This window comes from Bradyrhizobium sp. WSM1253, assembly GCF_000244935.1.
In the GTDB taxonomy this organism is placed as follows: Bacteria; Pseudomonadota; Alphaproteobacteria; order Rhizobiales; family Xanthobacteraceae; genus Bradyrhizobium; species Bradyrhizobium canariense.
Genome location: NZ_JH600073.1, coordinates 1,151,185 through 1,167,096 on the forward strand (window position 1 = coordinate 1,151,185; position 15,912 = coordinate 1,167,096).

At 59.4% G+C, this 15,912-nt stretch carries 13 protein-coding genes; all 13 read right to left on the reverse strand.

The window, feature by feature from the left end; translation table 11 throughout:
- Positions 1-447 (reverse strand): hypothetical protein, encoded by a 447-nt coding sequence (locus tag BRA1253DRAFT_RS07445; protein ID WP_007592686.1) that lies wholly within the window; start codon positions 445-447, stop codon positions 1-3.
- Between the two features lie 54 nt (positions 448-501).
- Entirely contained in the window at positions 502-1,149 is a 648-nt protein-coding gene (locus tag BRA1253DRAFT_RS07450) for an isoprenylcysteine carboxylmethyltransferase family protein (protein WP_007592688.1), read from the reverse strand.
- A gap of 2 nt (positions 1,150-1,151) precedes the next feature.
- Positions 1,152-2,060, reverse strand: a complete 909-nt coding sequence (locus tag BRA1253DRAFT_RS07455; RefSeq protein ID WP_007592691.1) for a type II secretion system F family protein — start codon at positions 2,058-2,060, stop codon at positions 1,152-1,154.
- Positions 2,057-2,989, reverse strand: coding sequence for a type II secretion system F family protein (locus BRA1253DRAFT_RS07460; protein ID WP_198288231.1), 933 nt, complete (start codon positions 2,987-2,989; stop codon positions 2,057-2,059). The genes BRA1253DRAFT_RS07455 and BRA1253DRAFT_RS07460 overlap by 4 nt, the downstream gene beginning before the upstream one ends.
- Positions 2,986-4,362, reverse strand: a complete 1,377-nt coding sequence (locus BRA1253DRAFT_RS07465) for a CpaF family protein (protein WP_007592694.1) — start codon at positions 4,360-4,362, stop codon at positions 2,986-2,988. Before BRA1253DRAFT_RS07465 ends, BRA1253DRAFT_RS07460 begins: the two co-directional genes overlap by 4 nt.
- Positions 4,359-5,555 (reverse strand): AAA family ATPase, encoded by a 1,197-nt coding sequence (locus tag BRA1253DRAFT_RS07470; protein WP_007592696.1) that lies wholly within the window; start codon positions 5,553-5,555, stop codon positions 4,359-4,361. The genes BRA1253DRAFT_RS07465 and BRA1253DRAFT_RS07470 overlap by 4 nt, the downstream gene beginning before the upstream one ends.
- Positions 5,555-6,520: a Flp pilus assembly protein CpaB gene (gene cpaB, locus BRA1253DRAFT_RS07475; protein WP_007592697.1), complete on the reverse strand. Its 966-nt coding sequence runs from the start codon at positions 6,518-6,520 to the stop codon at positions 5,555-5,557. The genes BRA1253DRAFT_RS07470 and cpaB overlap by 1 nt, the downstream gene beginning before the upstream one ends.
- Before the next feature lies 1 nt (position 6,521).
- On the reverse strand, positions 6,522-7,028 hold the full coding sequence (locus tag BRA1253DRAFT_RS07480; protein WP_007592699.1) for a prepilin peptidase: 507 nt from the start codon (positions 7,026-7,028) through the stop codon (positions 6,522-6,524).
- Between the two features lie 101 nt (positions 7,029-7,129).
- Positions 7,130-7,345, reverse strand: a complete 216-nt coding sequence (locus BRA1253DRAFT_RS07485; RefSeq protein WP_007592700.1) for a hypothetical protein — start codon at positions 7,343-7,345, stop codon at positions 7,130-7,132.
- A 439-nt stretch (positions 7,346-7,784) separates the two neighbouring features.
- The gene (locus BRA1253DRAFT_RS07490) at positions 7,785-8,174 is read right to left on the reverse strand and encodes an ankyrin repeat domain-containing protein (RefSeq protein WP_007592701.1); all 390 of its coding nucleotides are present in this window, start codon (positions 8,172-8,174) and stop codon (positions 7,785-7,787) included.
- A 264-nt stretch (positions 8,175-8,438) separates the two neighbouring features.
- Positions 8,439-9,791 carry an HlyD family type I secretion periplasmic adaptor subunit gene (locus BRA1253DRAFT_RS07495; RefSeq protein WP_007592702.1) on the reverse strand — a complete coding sequence of 451 codons (1,353 nt, stop codon included), beginning with the start codon at positions 9,789-9,791 and terminating at the stop codon, positions 8,439-8,441.
- A 10-nt stretch (positions 9,792-9,801) separates the two neighbouring features.
- The gene (locus BRA1253DRAFT_RS07500; RefSeq protein ID WP_157158555.1) at positions 9,802-11,475 is read right to left on the reverse strand and encodes a type I secretion system permease/ATPase; all 1,674 of its coding nucleotides are present in this window, start codon (positions 11,473-11,475) and stop codon (positions 9,802-9,804) included.
- A gap of 148 nt (positions 11,476-11,623) precedes the next feature.
- Positions 11,624-15,912: VCBS domain-containing protein (locus BRA1253DRAFT_RS07505; protein ID WP_007592704.1), on the reverse strand; the 4,289-nt coding region annotated here is incomplete at its 5' end.

Consider the following 15,912-nt stretch of genomic DNA (forward strand, 5'->3'; position numbering starts at 1 on the left):
CTACTGGAAGCGTTCTGAGTAAGCCAGCGTGTACGTACAAGTGGTGGGACACAGCACTGACCTCCAAAAAGGCACACGCGCCCCAATCGGAGCCAAAGTGATGGTCGTCGAAAACGTCATGTACTTCGGAGAAGCAATATTGCTCGGCGAGCAGGTAGCGCCCCCGTCTCCGCATTTAACTTGTAGATTGCTGATCGCATGACCAGCGACTGTCGTCTGTAGCCCTGACCTCCAGGTCACCGTGCCGTCAGGGCCGAGCGGATTATAGTACTGGACGTACTGCCCGAAGGACCGCAACGCCGACCACGCGGAGATAAACTGGAAGCCCGCGGCAGCGACGTCGGCGAGCGGCACAAGCAGGAACGACACCAAGAAAATATACACGATCATGGTCTCAAGCGCGACGGCGCCGCCTTGATCCACGATGAAAGAGTTCTTGCGGCGCATGAGCCTACCTCGACCGATACTCACCATTCCGGTCGTCGACCGGATCAATAGCACTCACCAGACATGAGGGATCAATCTCCAGCGCGAGGCTTCGTAACCGGAATACTCAGGGCAGGTGCGCCGAAGCAGGTCCTCTTCGTAATAAATTCGGCAAATCTGGATGCCGATATGCAAGACCAGCAAGACCGCTGTCAGCGGCGTCGGGTTTCTCAGCACCACGCCCAACACCGCGATTTCTTCCGCGAGGTAGAGCGGGTGCTTGATCCACCGATACGGACCGGTTTGCACGACGTTGCGCGCCTGTGGCACCAAACTGAATGACCTGCCAAGATGTCGAATGGTGACCAGCATCATGATCATGCCGATCAGCACGCAAGCGGTAGACGCCAGGTTTGGTAACGCTTGATCGGTCTTGCCGAAGAAGGCGATCGTCCATGGCATGTAGGTGCCGACGAACGCCGCTATCCTTGGGAGAAGGCCATTCGCTTGCGCCTTCGCCGGGGGCCGCGTGATGATCAACAGCGCCAGGAGCACGTAGAAGACAGCGAGGCAAACACTCGACAAGAGCGACGGCCAGGGATCATGAGCCGATGATCCGATCTTGATGGCGACACCAAGTGCCAGCAACATGAACCACATGCCGCCGAACAGTTGCATCGTGCGCCCGTATGAGAAAGGTTTCGACAGGCCAACCGTGCTCATGGCTATTTACCGAAGCTGGCGAACGAACGCACCAGGTGCAGAATTGGACTTCCTCCCAAAATGACGAACATGGCGGGGAGCAGGAACAACACCATCGGAATGGTCAGCTTGGCGCCCAACTTGTGGGCTCGTTCTTCAAGCTTGGTAATGCGTTCTCGCCGGAGGTCGACAGCGATACTCCGCAGAGCTTGGCCCACCGGCGTTCCGTACTGCAGGCTTTGGGCGACCATGGTGCCGAAGCGGCGAAGCCCATCCGACGTAGCACCTAATTTCTCGAACGCCTCGCTGCGACTTGGCAATATCCGGAGATCGTCAATAAGACCTTGCAAGACCCGCGCGACAGAGGGATTGGTCTGGCTCATTTCCTGCGTTACCCGTGCGAGCCCGCTCTCCAGACCCATTCCCGCTTCGCTGCACACGACCAGCAAATCGATCATATCCGGCGTGCCGACCCGAATGGCAGCATCGAACCGCCGCTTCATCACGGTCAGTATCAATCGCGGCCCCAAAATCCCGATCATCACGCCCATGAGTGTAAAGACCAGCACATCCATCAGTCCCTTGCCGAGAAGCAGGGCGACACCCGCGGCGATGATTGGGCAAAGGAACATGCTGACGGCTTTGACGCCGATCCAGGTCGGCAACGCTCGCCGATGATTGAAACCTGATGATTGAAGGATGGCGCTTAGTTGATCCAGATTTTCCTCAGCGTAGAAGCGGCGATACCGCATGCCGAGCCATGAAAACCAACCGGTCACGTCCTGGAACGGGGCGGACCGGTAAGGGATACCCAGCACGGCGTTCGATACCCGCGTGTCCAATGCACGAAGGTGTAATTCCTGGATGATCAACACGCAGGTCGCACTGCCAGCTGCTAGTGCGAGGGCTACCAGACCTAGGCCAACAGTCACAGCTCGGTTTCCCTTCTGACCATCCAGCTTATCACCAGAGCCCCAAGAAGCACCGAGCCCACTGCGTAAGCCAGCAGCTTGTTTCCAACCGGATCAGTGAACAACAGATCAACGGTTTGCGGATTGGACGCGTATAATACTCCGCCTCCAACTAGCGGCGATATCGTCAGCGCTCGCGATGAAAAGATCACCTCTCCTGCGAGCGCCTTGGCGCGACCAGCCAGCGCAACACGCTGCCTCACCGTGTCTCCCAGGTTCTGTAAGGTTTCGGCCAAGCTGCCACCTGACTTCAACTGGACTGCAAGTGTAACCGCAAACATTGCATATTCCGCCACTTGCGTTCGCTGATAAACAGCTTCGACGGCTTGCTCTGGAGGTCTCCCCAGATTCACCTCGCTGCATACGATGGCAAACTGGCCAGCCGTTGGTTGCGGCATATCGCGAGCGAGGGCGCGAAATGCTTCGTGCACGGGCAGACCCGATCGAACGGTACTGGTCACCAGCTGGATCGCATCAGGCAGCTGTCGAAAAAGCTGAAGCGCAACGCGACGTTGCTGCCATCCAAACAGGCCTCGCACCACGATGATGGCTGCGATTGCAGCGCCAATGCACCCGTAGAGAATGGAATATCCGAGCAGGTGATTCGCGTAGAGAGTTGCTGCTGCTGCGGCGACACCGGCAAGCAGCACATAGGCCGGATGCCAAATGTACGAGATCTCGGAATTGTAGTTGGCCAGGCGATGGAGAAACAGGGACCCGGCCCCGGTCTCCAACCGGCGAATGGATGGCAGATTAGCTGGATGTGAGGCCGGCAGGGCAACCGACAGCCGGCGATCGATGCGTCTTTCCCGAGCGTCGATCCACAACGAAATGGCTGCTGCGCACATCGCGAGCGCCAGAACAGCGACGATCACAAACTCCGGCATCACACCTGCCTCATGGCCTCGGCCCAAGCTCCATCCAGCCCGTAATAGACAAGACGGCTCTTGAATTTCGGGGTTGCAAGGTTGCACCTGTAGGAGCCCGATATACGCCCATGCACATCCTCCTCGTGATACTCGAAGGCTGCGATGTCATTGGTCGTAATCACGTCCCCTTCCAGGCCGACGACCTCGCTGATCTGAACGATCCGACGCTGTCCGTCCCGCATGCGTTCGACCTGCACAATGAGATCCAGCGCAGCGACGATCTGAGCTCGAATGGCGCGCGTCGGTAGATTGACCTGCCCCATCTGCACCATATTTTCGATGCGGGTCAGGGCATCTCGGGTACTATTCGCGTGCACCGTGGAGATCGAGCCATCATGGCCGGTGTTCATTGCTTGCAGCATGTCAAATGCCTCAGCGCCACGCACCTCACCCACGACGATCCGGTCAGGACGCATGCGCAGCGCATTCCACAAGAGATCGCGCTGCGTCACCTGCCCCGTACCTTCGAGGCTGGAAGGCCGGGTCTCCAGGCTGATCACGTGCGGCTGCTGGAGCTGCAACTCCGCCGCGTCCTCGATGGTGACGACGCGTTCGCTGTGATCGATGAATTGGCTCATGGCGTTGAGCAGCGTCGTCTTGCCGGACCCTGTGCCGCCGGAGACCAGAACATTGAGCCGAGACCGGGAGGCAATCTCGAGCAATTGTCCGATGGCTGCGGTCATCGAGCCGTTTTCGATCATCCCGGCGATGTCCAAACGGCGGCTTGGAAATTTTCGGATCGAGATGCAAGGGCCATGGATCGACAGCGGCGGAAAAATGATGTTGACCCGGCTGCCGTCAGGCAGGCGGCAATCCACCATCGGACTGGACTCGTCAACGCGTCGCCCAACTTGCGCGGCGATTTTCTGCGCCACCGATGCGATGTGGTCATTGTCGCGGAATCGCACCGCGACCCGTTCCAGCTTGCCGGCTCGTTCGACATAAATGTTACTCGGTCCGTTGATCATGATATCGTTGATCGATTGATCGAGCAGAAGCGGACGCAGCGGTCCGTAGCCGGTCATGTCGTCCGCAATCTCGTCCGCCAGCTGAACCTGTTCGCGAGCTGAGAGCTCGAGCCGTTCTTCGTTGGCGATTCCATGGATGATTTGCTCGATCTGCCGCCGAAGGACATCGCGCGAAACAGTTGCCGCCACTGATGGCTCAATCTGCTCGATGACCCGCTCGCGGAGCGAGGTTGGCATCAGGGGCCGCTCGGGCGGAGGTTCGTGCCTGGGCGCAGCTGCAGGCAAGCTCGGCGGCGATGCCGGCAACGGCGTCAATGCCGATAAATGAGCTGGCGTATCGTCGTCGCGCCTACCGAAGGTCTTCATCGTCCGAGCAGCCTCCTCAGCCATCCCTTCCGCTCGGCGCCGAGCCCCGTGATCTCCCGTACAATGGGGGCGAGGTGACGTCGCAGTCCTGAAACGTGCTTCAGCGCAGGAATTCCGAGATTGACCGCTTGGGTCATGCCTTTGCCGAGATCCGGCACCACCATATCTGGCTCTGCGCCCAACGCCTTGACAACGGCCGCCCGGGGGAGGCCGCCGGGGCGATCGGCACGGTTAAGCAAAGTAAACACCCGATCCTTGCCAGCGATATTGGTCACCGCAGCGCGCACTGCATGGGCATTGCGCAGTCCGGTCACCTCAGCTTCCAGCAACACCAGCACGTGACGGGAAAGCGCGATCACCGGGTGAATGGATGCCGGAAACGGCACTGGGACATCGACAACGATGTAATTGAACCGTTGGCGCAGCAGACCCAGTACGTGTCTCACGCCGGCTTCAGTGATGTCGAGCTGCGCATCCAGTTCTTCATCGGCAGAAATCAGGCAAACTCGCTCGTTGACCTCAATTGCCGCGCGCTCAAGGAATAATGTGTCCGCACGCATCGGGTTTTCCAGCGCAATACGCAGGCCTGGCCCGGGCTGAACACCCAACATGACAGCTGTTTCGCCGCCTTGCAGGTGAAGGTCGAGCAGCGCAACTTTGGCCTTGGTGGTCTCGGCCAGCTGCAGCGCGAGATTGATGGCGATACTCGTTGCGCCGGCGCCACCCTGCGCACCACAGATCGAGATCACATGTCCGCCACGATCAACCGAACTGTGCGTCACGTTGCCAAGCAGCTTCGGGCGCAGCTGGTCCAGCACGATATCGCGCGTGACCGGCCGCGGCAGGTACTCGGTCAAGCCCAGCTCCAAAAGCTCACGGTAGAAGGTGATTTCCCTGTTCTCGCCAATCAGGGCTACGCGGACATCGGGTGGACAGACTCCGGCAAGCCTTTCCAGTTCAGTAAAGGGATCATCGATGCCGCTGATGTCTGTCACCAGCGCCAACAGGTCGGTGTCGGTTTCAAGCATCCGTATCGCATTGCGGATCGTGCCGCGTCTGATCGAGAGGTTGGCGCCTTCCAGCCCTCTGCGCAAAGCCTCAGCGCTGAGCTCATCATTTACGAAACAGACGATGCGGTTACGCGTGACGATCGATGTCGCTTCTTCAGGCGGAGTGGCTATGGCAATGTTCATCAACGTTTCTCCGACAATCTGTTAGCGTAACCCATAGCGGTTGCAGTCTGGCGGACAACTTCCGAGGACCCATCGCAGCTGATGAGAGCGTCTTCGTCTTGTCTCCTGACTGTGTATTGCTTGACCTCACCGCCCGAATGAACGACCACTGCCGTTCTCTGGGCGGCAATTGCATACTGGCGGGCGAGTTCCGGCGAGACATCGCAGCTGGACATCGCGCCAGTGTCCTCCTTATCCCATTGATCGACAGCCGCGCGTACGGCCAGGGAGAGCGTTCCGATCTGCTTTGCGACAGACACCTTTTTGACCTGCTCCTGCGTGAGCTCCAGCGACACGGTTTGTGTTTGCTTACCTGCCATCCCGCTAATAGGTCGCGCGCCCTGCACGATCTCCTGGTCAATCGCGATGACTCGAACATTGCCCAGAACGGTTTCGCTCAGGGCGCGACGCACGAGATCGACTTTCTCGAAGACCTGAGTCAACACCACGTCGACATGATCACCCGGCCTGATCAGGCCCGAGACGCCCGACTCCTCGTCGACCTTGATGCTAATGGCACGGCTGTCTGGCGCCAGGACACTGGCGAGGAAACCCCGATCCCGGGGGCGCAGGATGTCCTGCAATGTGACGGGACTGCCCGCTTCGACGAACTTGCGGATGAGAGAACCGGGAAGTCCGGCCTTGGATTCGGGCGTTTCAAGGATAGCGCCCTGCGGAATGCGCTCCGGCGGCACCGACCGCACGGTGAAATCTTCTTCGCGGGCCAAAGTCCCCTTCGGCAATGGACGCGCCGCGACAAAGTACCCGGAAGTCGTCGGCTCCGCCGGCGCCGGGGTTGTCTCTGTGACTTGTACCGGGGCCGGAGGCTGCGCCTTCGGCAGGTTCATGTTGTAGGCAATCAGACCGAACGCAGTGGTTGCGAGCAAAAGCACCATGATGATCGACAGACGCAACGCGGATGACATCTCACAATCCTTTGCTCAAAATAGTCCAAATACCACCGCATGCTATTGCCACCCCGTAAGGCAGCGGTGCGTGTCGCAAATTACGCCAACGCTCGACCGCATAGATGCGGCGCATGAGCGACGAGCCGACGGGCGCTAGCCTGGGATATGGCAGGAGGCGCATCAGCAGATGCACCAGGGCAAGAACGCCGCCGGCCAACACGGTAATGGTCAGTAGCTGAATCACGCCGGTCAGCGGAAAGCCGATCGCCAAAGCAATCAGCAATTTGACGTCACCGCCGCCAATTCCACCGCGCGTGTACAGGACAAACAGCAGCAGAAAGAGGATCGCGGCTGCTATTAGCGACTCGGCAACTTGCATCGCGTTGGGCAATTGACTAGCGATCCCGAGGAGCGCCAGCGCCAGACAAATTTCGTTTCGGATCAATCGCGTCGCGACATCGATCGTTGCGACATAGAGCAACAATGAGATTTCCAGAATAGAGGCTGTGGGAGCAATCCAATTCATGAAATGCACGCCCCAAAAAACGTGGAAGGCAAACTTGCGGGGGCACTTTTGCAGGAGGGGGGCAGCTTGGACTACCCCCCTCTGGCGTCAAAATGGCAGTATCAACCAGCGATGGCCGTAGCGAAAGCAGTGGTGATAGCGGTGATCCCGGTCGTCAGCGCCGCGCCGATCTGACCAGTAGCTCCACCGCCAAACACAGCACCGACTGCGCCAACGATACAAACGGCGACGATGATGTATTCGAACGACACCACGCCGTCCTGGTCCGCGCGCAGACGCTTAAAGCCTTCCGTGGTCTTGATGTAATATTTCAACATAGCGAAATCCCTTCTCAGTTGAATTTGCAGATGCCCGTTGGCACATTCAGCGGCTGCGGACGATTTCCAACCTGCCACTTCATAAACTCTCTATTAAATGTAAATCCTCGTCAATATTTAATATATATATGATTTCGCTTTTAATCGATTTGAACAGTGCGCCATCGGATCGATCGCAGAAATGGCCTGGTAATACAACAAGATAGCGGAGTTAACCATGAAGTGACGCAGGATCACCGGAATAATACGGACACTAAATGGCATATCTCACGCGAAAAGAATTCGCCACGCTGATTGTTCCGGCATTTAATTTATGTGCCCACCAATTTGCAAAGCTGCCCACAAGCGACGAGAGTCTGCGAGGAAAGCGCGCGGCCGGCACGCCTGAAGGAAGTCTCGCAAAGGAGGATTGCCACAGAGGGCGACAACGCCAGACGCTTCAGGGGATTGCTCTGAAGACCCTGATCGCTGCGTTGAAGCCGTATGATTCCGCCAGCTGCACTGGCGTGGCGCGATCATCAATTTGCATTGGCGCATCGATATCGGCACCGTGAGTAAGCAGAAGCTCGACTGCGTCGCCGTCATCAAGGCTCACGGCGTAGTGCAGCGGCGTCCAGTCATTCAATCCGCGTTGCTGCACGTCGGCACCTCGCACAGGCAACAGGCGCACAATGTCATGCCGGTCGTTACGCAAAGCGGAAAGCGCAGCGATCAGTGAGGGAAAGCCGGACAGGTCAGGATAATTCGGATCGCAGCCGAGATCGAGCAGCGTCTCGACGAAATGGAATGGACTCCAGTATATCGCATACCCGAGCGGGAATTCAGTCACGCCGAGATGGGCAGGATGCGGGCTGTTTAGAGAATCAGCTGGATGACCAGCGCAGCCAGCAAAGCGTTGAGATCGCCTGTGCGATAGGCGCCATCTATGGCGTTGAAGGCCTTATATCTTCACATCGCTGCACTCGTTCGGCCTTGGCTTCCGCCGCCATTTGTGTCGTTGAGCGAGCCTGGCTTCCGGGATGAGGCATTTGTCTCTCCTCGCTCCGATCTGCGTCGCTACCGAACTGCGTCTTCCATCACTTGCCTGATCGCGTCATTTCTGCCGGAACGACTGGTTGAACGACATTGCGAGCGGTCCCACGATGTACTCAAACGCAGTTCGTTGCACGGTCGGGATCATCACTGTCGCGGGCATGCCAGGGTAAAGCCGAATGTTCGGCATCGCGGCGAGCTCATCTCGGTCGATCCGCACGAATGCGGTGTAATAGGGCGCGTTGGTCTTCGGATCGGTCAACCGATCGGCCGAGACCTGAATCACGTCGCCATGAATGATCGGTACGATGCGCTGCTTGTACGCGGTGAGGTGAACCTCGGCGCGCGTGTCCGGATGCACGTCGCTGATGTCATCGACACCGACCTGTGCCTCAATGGTCAGCGAGTCCTCGTCCGGAACGATATCAAGGATTTTATCCCCGCGCTGAATGACGCCGCCCACCGAAAATACGCTCAAGCCCACGACCCGCCCTGTATACGGCGCGCGGATCTCCATCCGGCCTAACACCGCTTTGGCGTTCATCGCCTTGGGAATCACCTCCAGGAGCTTGGCTTGGGTGTCACGCAGGTCCTTGGTGACGTCGGTCATTCGATCGTTATCGAGCTGCGCGATCTGCTGCTCCTGCTCCGCGATTGCTTGGCGCGCCTTGGCAATGTTGGCCGTTGTATCCGCGATCTGCCCCTCGAGACCAAAGGCGGTGCGCTCCAGCTGCAGAATTCGCGGCCGGGCGATCAAGCCGCGCTCGACCAGCGGGGCAATATCGGTGGCTTCCTTGTGAATGGAGTTGATCTGGTCGGTAAACGATTTGGCTTGAGCCTCGGCGCCCACGATCTGCGAGCCGAGCTGGTTGATCTTTTCTCGGATCACGCTGCGCTGCCCTTCCAGCGCGGCCCGCCGGCTCTGGAACTGGCTGAGTTGACCGTTCCAGACGCTCTTGAGATAGGGATCGTTGGTTCGAGCCTTGAGATCGGGGGGCATCACGAGCTCGGAGCCATGCTCGAGCTCCGTCAGCAACCGGATTTCGGTTGCCCGCAGCACAGCAAATTCTTGCGTCAGGACGTCGTATTCGGCGCGAGCCTGGGTCTCGTCGAGTAGGATCAGGAGATCGCCCGCGAGAACCTTGTCGCCTTCCCTGACATGCAATTCATTGACGATGCCGCCGTCGAGGTGCTGGACGCTCTTGCGGTTGCCGTCAACCTTGATCACCGCATTCGCGACCACGGCGCCGTTGAGTGGCGCCGTCACCGCCCAGGTGCCGAGACCACCAAAAAACGCTGCGATGATCAGCCATCCCACCAGGGCAATTCGTCGTATCGAGTCATTGGGGCCGCTGTGTAGGCTTGCAGCTGACATCGGGGTTCTCGATCGGTTTGCGGCATCCACCAGGGCCATGCAATTTGTCCTAACTCGCCGCTGCCTGCACGGACGAGACCGGCACCGGTCGCGTCAGGCGCGACAAAATTTCGTTCCGCGGGCCGAACATCTCGGCGACACCTTCACGCAGCACCAGAATCTTATCGCAAACGCCAATGGTGGCAGGCCGGTGCGAGATCAGGACCACGGTCGTTCCACGTTGCTTCAGCTGCAGGACGCAATGGGCAAGCGCGGCGTCGCCATCCGCATCGAGGTTCGAACTCGGCTCGTCAAGCACGACAAGGCTCGGATCGCCATAGACCGCCCGAGCAAGGCCAATCCGCTGGCGATAGCCGCCGGAGAGGATGGCACCGCCCTCCCCGACCTCGGTATCGTAGCCCTCCGGCAGTCGCACAATCATTTCGTGCACGCCGGCCAGCTTTGCCGCAGCAATAATCGCAGTGTCGTCGCCGTCGTCGAACCGGCAAATGTTTGTGGCGATGCTGTCGGCGAAGAGCTCGACATCCTGCGGAAGGTAGCCCAGGTGCTGGCCCAAGGACGACCTGATCCAGCTCGAAATGTCGGCGCCATCCAGCCGCGCCGCGCCTGCCGAAGGCGTCTGTACTCCGACGAGGTGGCGCGCCAGCGTCGATTTACCAGCGCCGGACGGACCGATGATGCCCAGCACTTCTCCCGGTTCAATCCGGAAGGCGACCCCGCGCAAAATGGCCTTTGACGTTCCCGGCGCTGCGAATAATAGGCCGTCCACCGAAAGTTGGCCGTCAGGACGCGGCAGAGTCAGTCCGGTTTCACGCGGTGGATGGGCGGTTAACAGCTCGCGCAGCCGCACGAAGGCGCCGCGAGCTGAGACAAGGCCGCGCCAGGACCCCACGATCTGCTCGATCGGCTGGAGCGCGCGGCCGAGCAGGATGCTGGCCGCAAACATCGCTCCCGCGGTGGTGAGACGCTCGATGACAAGATAGGCGCCCACTCCCAATATCAGCGATTGCATGGACAGTCGCGAGAAACGGATCAGGCTCTGCATCGTGGAGGCACGGTCGCTCGCGGTGACCTGGCGCTCGATCATCCGGATACGGTCCCGACTCCAGCGTCGTAACAGTCCGGGCGTCATGCCCATGGCGCGCACCACTTCGGTGTTGCGCAGGCTCATCTCGGTAAAAATGTAGTTTCGGCTCGCCGCCTCGTTGGCCTCCGACAGCGGAGACTTGACTGCCAATTCATTGAGGAAGGCCAACAGGATCAGAATGACACAACACGCGAGTGCAAAGGCGCCCAGCAACGGGTGAAGCGCGAAAATCACGAGAATGTAGATCGGAGCCCAGGGCAGATCGAAGACTGCGTGAACTCCTGCGCCGGTGATGAACTGGCGGAAGATGTCGAAATCGCGCAGCAATTGGCTGCGCGTGCTGCCGCCCCTTGCGGTGCGATCGATCACCGCTGTCATCACGCGCGGTGCCATTTGATGGTCGAGGCGAACACTGGCGCGCGTGAGTACCCGCGCGCGTACCGCGTCGAGACCTGCAAGTGCTGCATAACCCAGCAACAGGGCCATGGTGAGCATGAGCAGCGTGATCTGGCTGGCGCTCGAGATCACCCGGTCATAGACCTGCAGCATGTAGAGCGGGCCGGCCAAATACAGCAGGTTGATGGCCAAGCTGAAGATCGCAGCCGTGGCGAAATAGCCTTTGCAGGCTTGCAGCAACTGTCGGAGTTCGTCGGGTCTTTTGAACGGAGTACTCACACAGATCAGCGGAAAATCCGCCCCTCTTCAAAATTAATGCCGAACGCTGGACATCGTAGTCAAAAGTCGGAGCCGCAACGTTCGCCCCGAGTCATTTCCGCGCTGCGCATCAGACCAGATGGTCGTGGTAGCTGATCAGCGTTCCCGTGTTCTTGTCTGCCTCTGTCTGGAAGCCCGCCGGGTCGTACTGGCCGAGCAGGAGAATGTTGGCGGTATGGACTCCGTCGGTCACCGACAGGGTTCCTCCAGTACCGGCCTGATTTGCGACATAGCTCGCGGTCGCGCCGGCCCCGAATGCCACACCGAGCAGATCCAGGTGGTCATCCCCGTTAAATCCGGACACGACCCCGCTAAAGTCAAAGGAGTCGTGGAGCACGATTGTCCCGGTCGCTTCGGCATCAAGCGCTACATTCGCAGACGAGGCCGCTCCGAATTCGAGTGTGGCCGAACCGCTAATCTGAGCCGTTCCGTTACCGCTGACATTGCCGTCGATTGTGACGTTGCCGCCATTGGCCCACAACAGGCCGGTGTTGATGATGTCGCTGTGGACCTCCAGTCCACCGGTTCCCGTTGCCTCGAGCGTTCCGGAGTTGGTGACGACGTTTGTGCCGGTATCGATGACGAGCGAGTTGGTTCCAGTTGCATCGATTGTGCCCTGGTTCACCACGGTCAACTGTCCCGCTCCCAACTGACCGGCACCAGAAATGGTATTGTCCACGTTGGTGAGCGTGACGTCGGATGCCGTACCGGTGATCACGTTCTGGCCGCTATCCGACAGATCGACGTGGCCGCCGCCATCGAGTGTGATGCCATGCTCGATCAGCTGGAGGTCGGTCTCGTCGCCCGTCGAGTTCAGCGCGATCGAGCCGATGTTATGGATCACGCCGCTCAGCGGCAGGACGGCGCCGTCGCTGATCACCATGTTGCCGGCATTTTCCGTGACCGGGATTTGGTCGAAGACGAAGTCGCTTGCGGTAAGCGACGACGCATCGACGCCGTTTAGCGTGATCGACTGACCATCAGCGAGTGCGATCACCGCGCTGCCGGCAGCGTCATTGGCCATATGCGCCTGGATGTCACCAAAGCCGGTGAACTCGGCATAGCCGATCAGATCGATCTGATCCGAGGCGGCGTCGAAATTGTAGATCGTATCGTGGCCAACCGGTCGGGCGAACACGATCAAGTCGTTGCCGCTCGAAGCGGTCAGGTTGTCGTCCCCCGAAATAGCGAAGATTGGGAAACCGGCCGCGTAGGCTTCAACATTGTCGAAAACAAACTTGGTCCCCGTGTTGCCGTCCGCGTCTGTCCATGTCTCGGCGACGTTGAGGACAACCGCGCCCGCGACGTCGGTGAGCGTGGTAACCGCCAGGGACTGGACATCACTTGTTTGCACCGTCCAGGTACCGTCTCCGTTGTTCGTTCCCGCGTTCAAATTCCAACCTAACGGAACACCGCTGACTGTGACCGTGATAAGGTCGTTCGGGTCCGACGACGGATCGGTCAGGCCAAGGTTGATCTGCTCTCCGGCGATGCCGGCCGGAGCTACTCCGGTCGCAAAGTCGGCGGCAGTCAGTGACGTTATGCCCGCGAGATGGATTTCCAGCAGGTTGGCATTGCCACCATTGAGAGCGCCGGCGGTGGCGTTACCGTAGACAATCGTTTGGTTGTTGGCAGTGTCGACGAACCAGGCAAACGTGTGTGCTGCGACGCTACTGTTCACGGCAGCCAACGAGCTGCCTACCGACGTGATCGCTAGGCCCGAGGTAGCTGCGATCTTATCGGACCCCGATGTGAAATCGATAATCGTGTCGAAAGCACTGTTTGTCGAGTCAGATGCCAACGTATAGCGGAACGTATCATTGCCGGCTCCGCCCGACAGTAGATCCGCGTTTGCTCCGCCGGTGATCGTATCGTTTCCGGCGCCTGCCAGCAGAAGATCAGACCCATTTCCGCCGTTTAGCGTGTCATCGCCGCCAAGGCCAACGAGGATGTCATTTCCATCATTGCCGGACATCGTCTCACCGGTGGCGGTCCCGACCAGAGTATTATCGGACGCATTGCCTGTAAGCCCCGCCAAAAGGTCGGGGAGATTTTGGCTGATTGCGGAGTAGGTGACAGCGCCACCCCCATTAAGAGCGACAGCGAGATTTGCGCTTTCAAAAGCAGTGACGCTAGCCTGCCAACTTGAGGCTAAAAGATCGAGGGTTCCAGTGGGACTACCGTCCAAGTAATTTTGCAGCGCGCTCTCAAAGGTTGCATTCGAAAGGATTTGCTCAAGCTGTGTCGCCGAGAAAACCAGGGTGACGCCGTCTGATCCATTTCCACCGTTGTAGGTTGTCGTGCCGTTGATGTGATTCCACGCTGTCACCAGAGTATCGCCGCCATTGCCCATCAAGACAGACCAATTGCCTGAAGGGGCCGGCGTATTTCCATCAAAAGTATTGTTAGCGAAATCGGCAATGTCAGTACCGTTTCCAAAATTGATCACGTGTCCACTGATGCTACCGGCCAACGTTATTGTGACGGTCACAGGATTGGAAGAGAGCGAGCCATCTGAATCATGATAGGTGAACGCATCAGTGCCTAAGAAGGAGTCTGTCCGCGTGTAAGTAAATGAGCCATTGAGGTTAAGCGTCACGGTTCCGTGGGTCGGGTTGGTGTCTTTGACCGCAGTTATTGCATTGTCTGGATCAGAGTCGTTGGCGAGAACTCCTGGCGTTGTAACCGTCAAGATATTTCCGCCTGAAGTGTCGAGGATATATGCGTCATTCTGCGCCACCGGCGCGTCGTTGACCGGCGTCACCGCCACCGTCGAGGTCACGATGTTGCTGGCGTGATTGGCGCCTGCCCCATCGTCCACCTGATAGCTGATGGTGCGGGTCGCACCCGAGGGGTTATCGCTTGAGTTCGAATACGTCACCGAACGTAGCGCCGCCTGGTAGTTCGCCACAGTCGCAGAACCGGTCAGCGTCAGCACGCCGGTCGCTGCATTGTAGCTGCCCGTGATGCCGTTCTGGTTGGTGAAGCTGAGGACATCCTGGCCTGAGGCGAAGTTGGTCGTGATCGACACCGTCGCTCCGGTCAGATTGGTGCTGTCGACGTCCGAGACGGTCAACAGGGCATCGATTGCCGTCGCGGCCTGGTTCTCAGTATAGGACAGCGAGCCACCATTGGCGGTGATCACCGGCGCGTCATTGGTGCCGGTGATCGTGATCGTCTCGGTCTGCGCGACCGTCGCACCCTGCGCGTCCTTCACATTGTAGGACACGACGATCGTCGTGTGCTCGCCAACCGCCAGGCTGTTGAACGCAGCGTCCGTCGGATCAACCGTCAGCGTCGAGCCAGACAGGCTCACCCCGGCCGGCGCCGTCGAAGACGCAGTTCCGCCGTCAACCGCATAGCTCACGGCGGCAACGCTCAGCGTCGCTGTTTCGCCATGGTCCGCGTCACTGGCCCCGGACAGCAGGTCCAGCGCGTAGGACGGCGCACCTTCGGCCGCCGTCGAGGTCAGCGCCGCCGTAACCGTCGGCGCGTCATTGGTGCCGGTGATCGTGACGTCGATCTGCTTGGTGATCAGGCCGCCATTGCCGTCGTCGAGGGTGATGGTGAAGCTCTCGACCTTGGTCTGGTCCTTGGCCAGATACTCGACGGCGGAATCCGCCACGGTGTAGGTCCAGGTGAGCTGGCCGCCGGTGCCTGTGCCGGTGGTGTCGCTGTCCTTGACCGCGGTGAGCGAGCCGAGCACGGAGCCGATCGGGGTGCCGGTGGCCGAAACCAGATGCACGTCGGTGAGGTCGACGTCGCTGAAGGAGATGGTGCCGCTGTCGGACAGGTTGCCGGCTGGCGTGACCTGCTCGGTGACCGCGCCGGTCAGATCCTGGGCGGTGATCACGGGCGCATCATTGGTGCCGGTGATGGTGACCGTGACGATCTTGTCGACCGTCGAGGTGCCGTCAAACAGATGGACCGTGAAGGTCTCGGTCTTGGTCTGGCCCTGCGCCAGATATTGGATCGCGCTGTCGGCAACCGAGTAGTTCCAGGTGATCACCCCGCCGGTGCCGGTGGTGTGCGAGTCGTCGGTGGTGACCGACGCGATCAGCGTCCCGAGCGCCCCGGCCGACGGAGTCACACTGGTGACGCTGTGGGTGTCGGAAAGGTCGACGTCGCTGAACGACAGCGTGCCGCTCGCCGTCTCGCTGGTCGGATGGGCGTCCTCAGTCACCGCGCCGCTGGCGCTATTGCCGGCGCCAACCGTGATCACCGCATTGTCGTTGGTGCCGGTGATGGTGACGGTGACGATCTTGTCGACCGTCGAGGTGCCGTCAAACAGATGGACCGTGAAGGTCTCGGTCTTGGTCTGGCCCTGCGCCAGATATTGGATCGCGCTGTCGGCAACCG

Coding starts and splice junctions, on each gene's coding strand:
- BRA1253DRAFT_RS07450 (WP_007592688.1), bottom strand. CDS start 1,149: ATGAGCACGGTTGGCCTGTCGAAACCTTTCTCATACGGGCGCACGATG.
- BRA1253DRAFT_RS07485 (WP_007592700.1), bottom strand. CDS start 7,345: ATGTTGAAATATTACATCAAGACCACGGAAGGCTTTAAGCGTCTGCGC.
- BRA1253DRAFT_RS07445 (WP_007592686.1), bottom strand. CDS start 447: ATGCGCCGCAAGAACTCTTTCATCGTGGATCAAGGCGGCGCCGTCGCG.
- BRA1253DRAFT_RS07465 (WP_007592694.1), bottom strand. CDS start 4,362: ATGAAGACCTTCGGTAGGCGCGACGACGATACGCCAGCTCATTTATCG.
- BRA1253DRAFT_RS07495 (WP_007592702.1), bottom strand. CDS start 9,791: ATGGCCCTGGTGGATGCCGCAAACCGATCGAGAACCCCGATGTCAGCT.
- BRA1253DRAFT_RS07470 (WP_007592696.1), bottom strand. CDS start 5,555: ATGAACATTGCCATAGCCACTCCGCCTGAAGAAGCGACATCGATCGTC.
- cpaB (WP_007592697.1), bottom strand. CDS start 6,520: ATGTCATCCGCGTTGCGTCTGTCGATCATCATGGTGCTTTTGCTCGCA.
- BRA1253DRAFT_RS07480 (WP_007592699.1), bottom strand. CDS start 7,028: ATGAATTGGATTGCTCCCACAGCCTCTATTCTGGAAATCTCATTGTTG.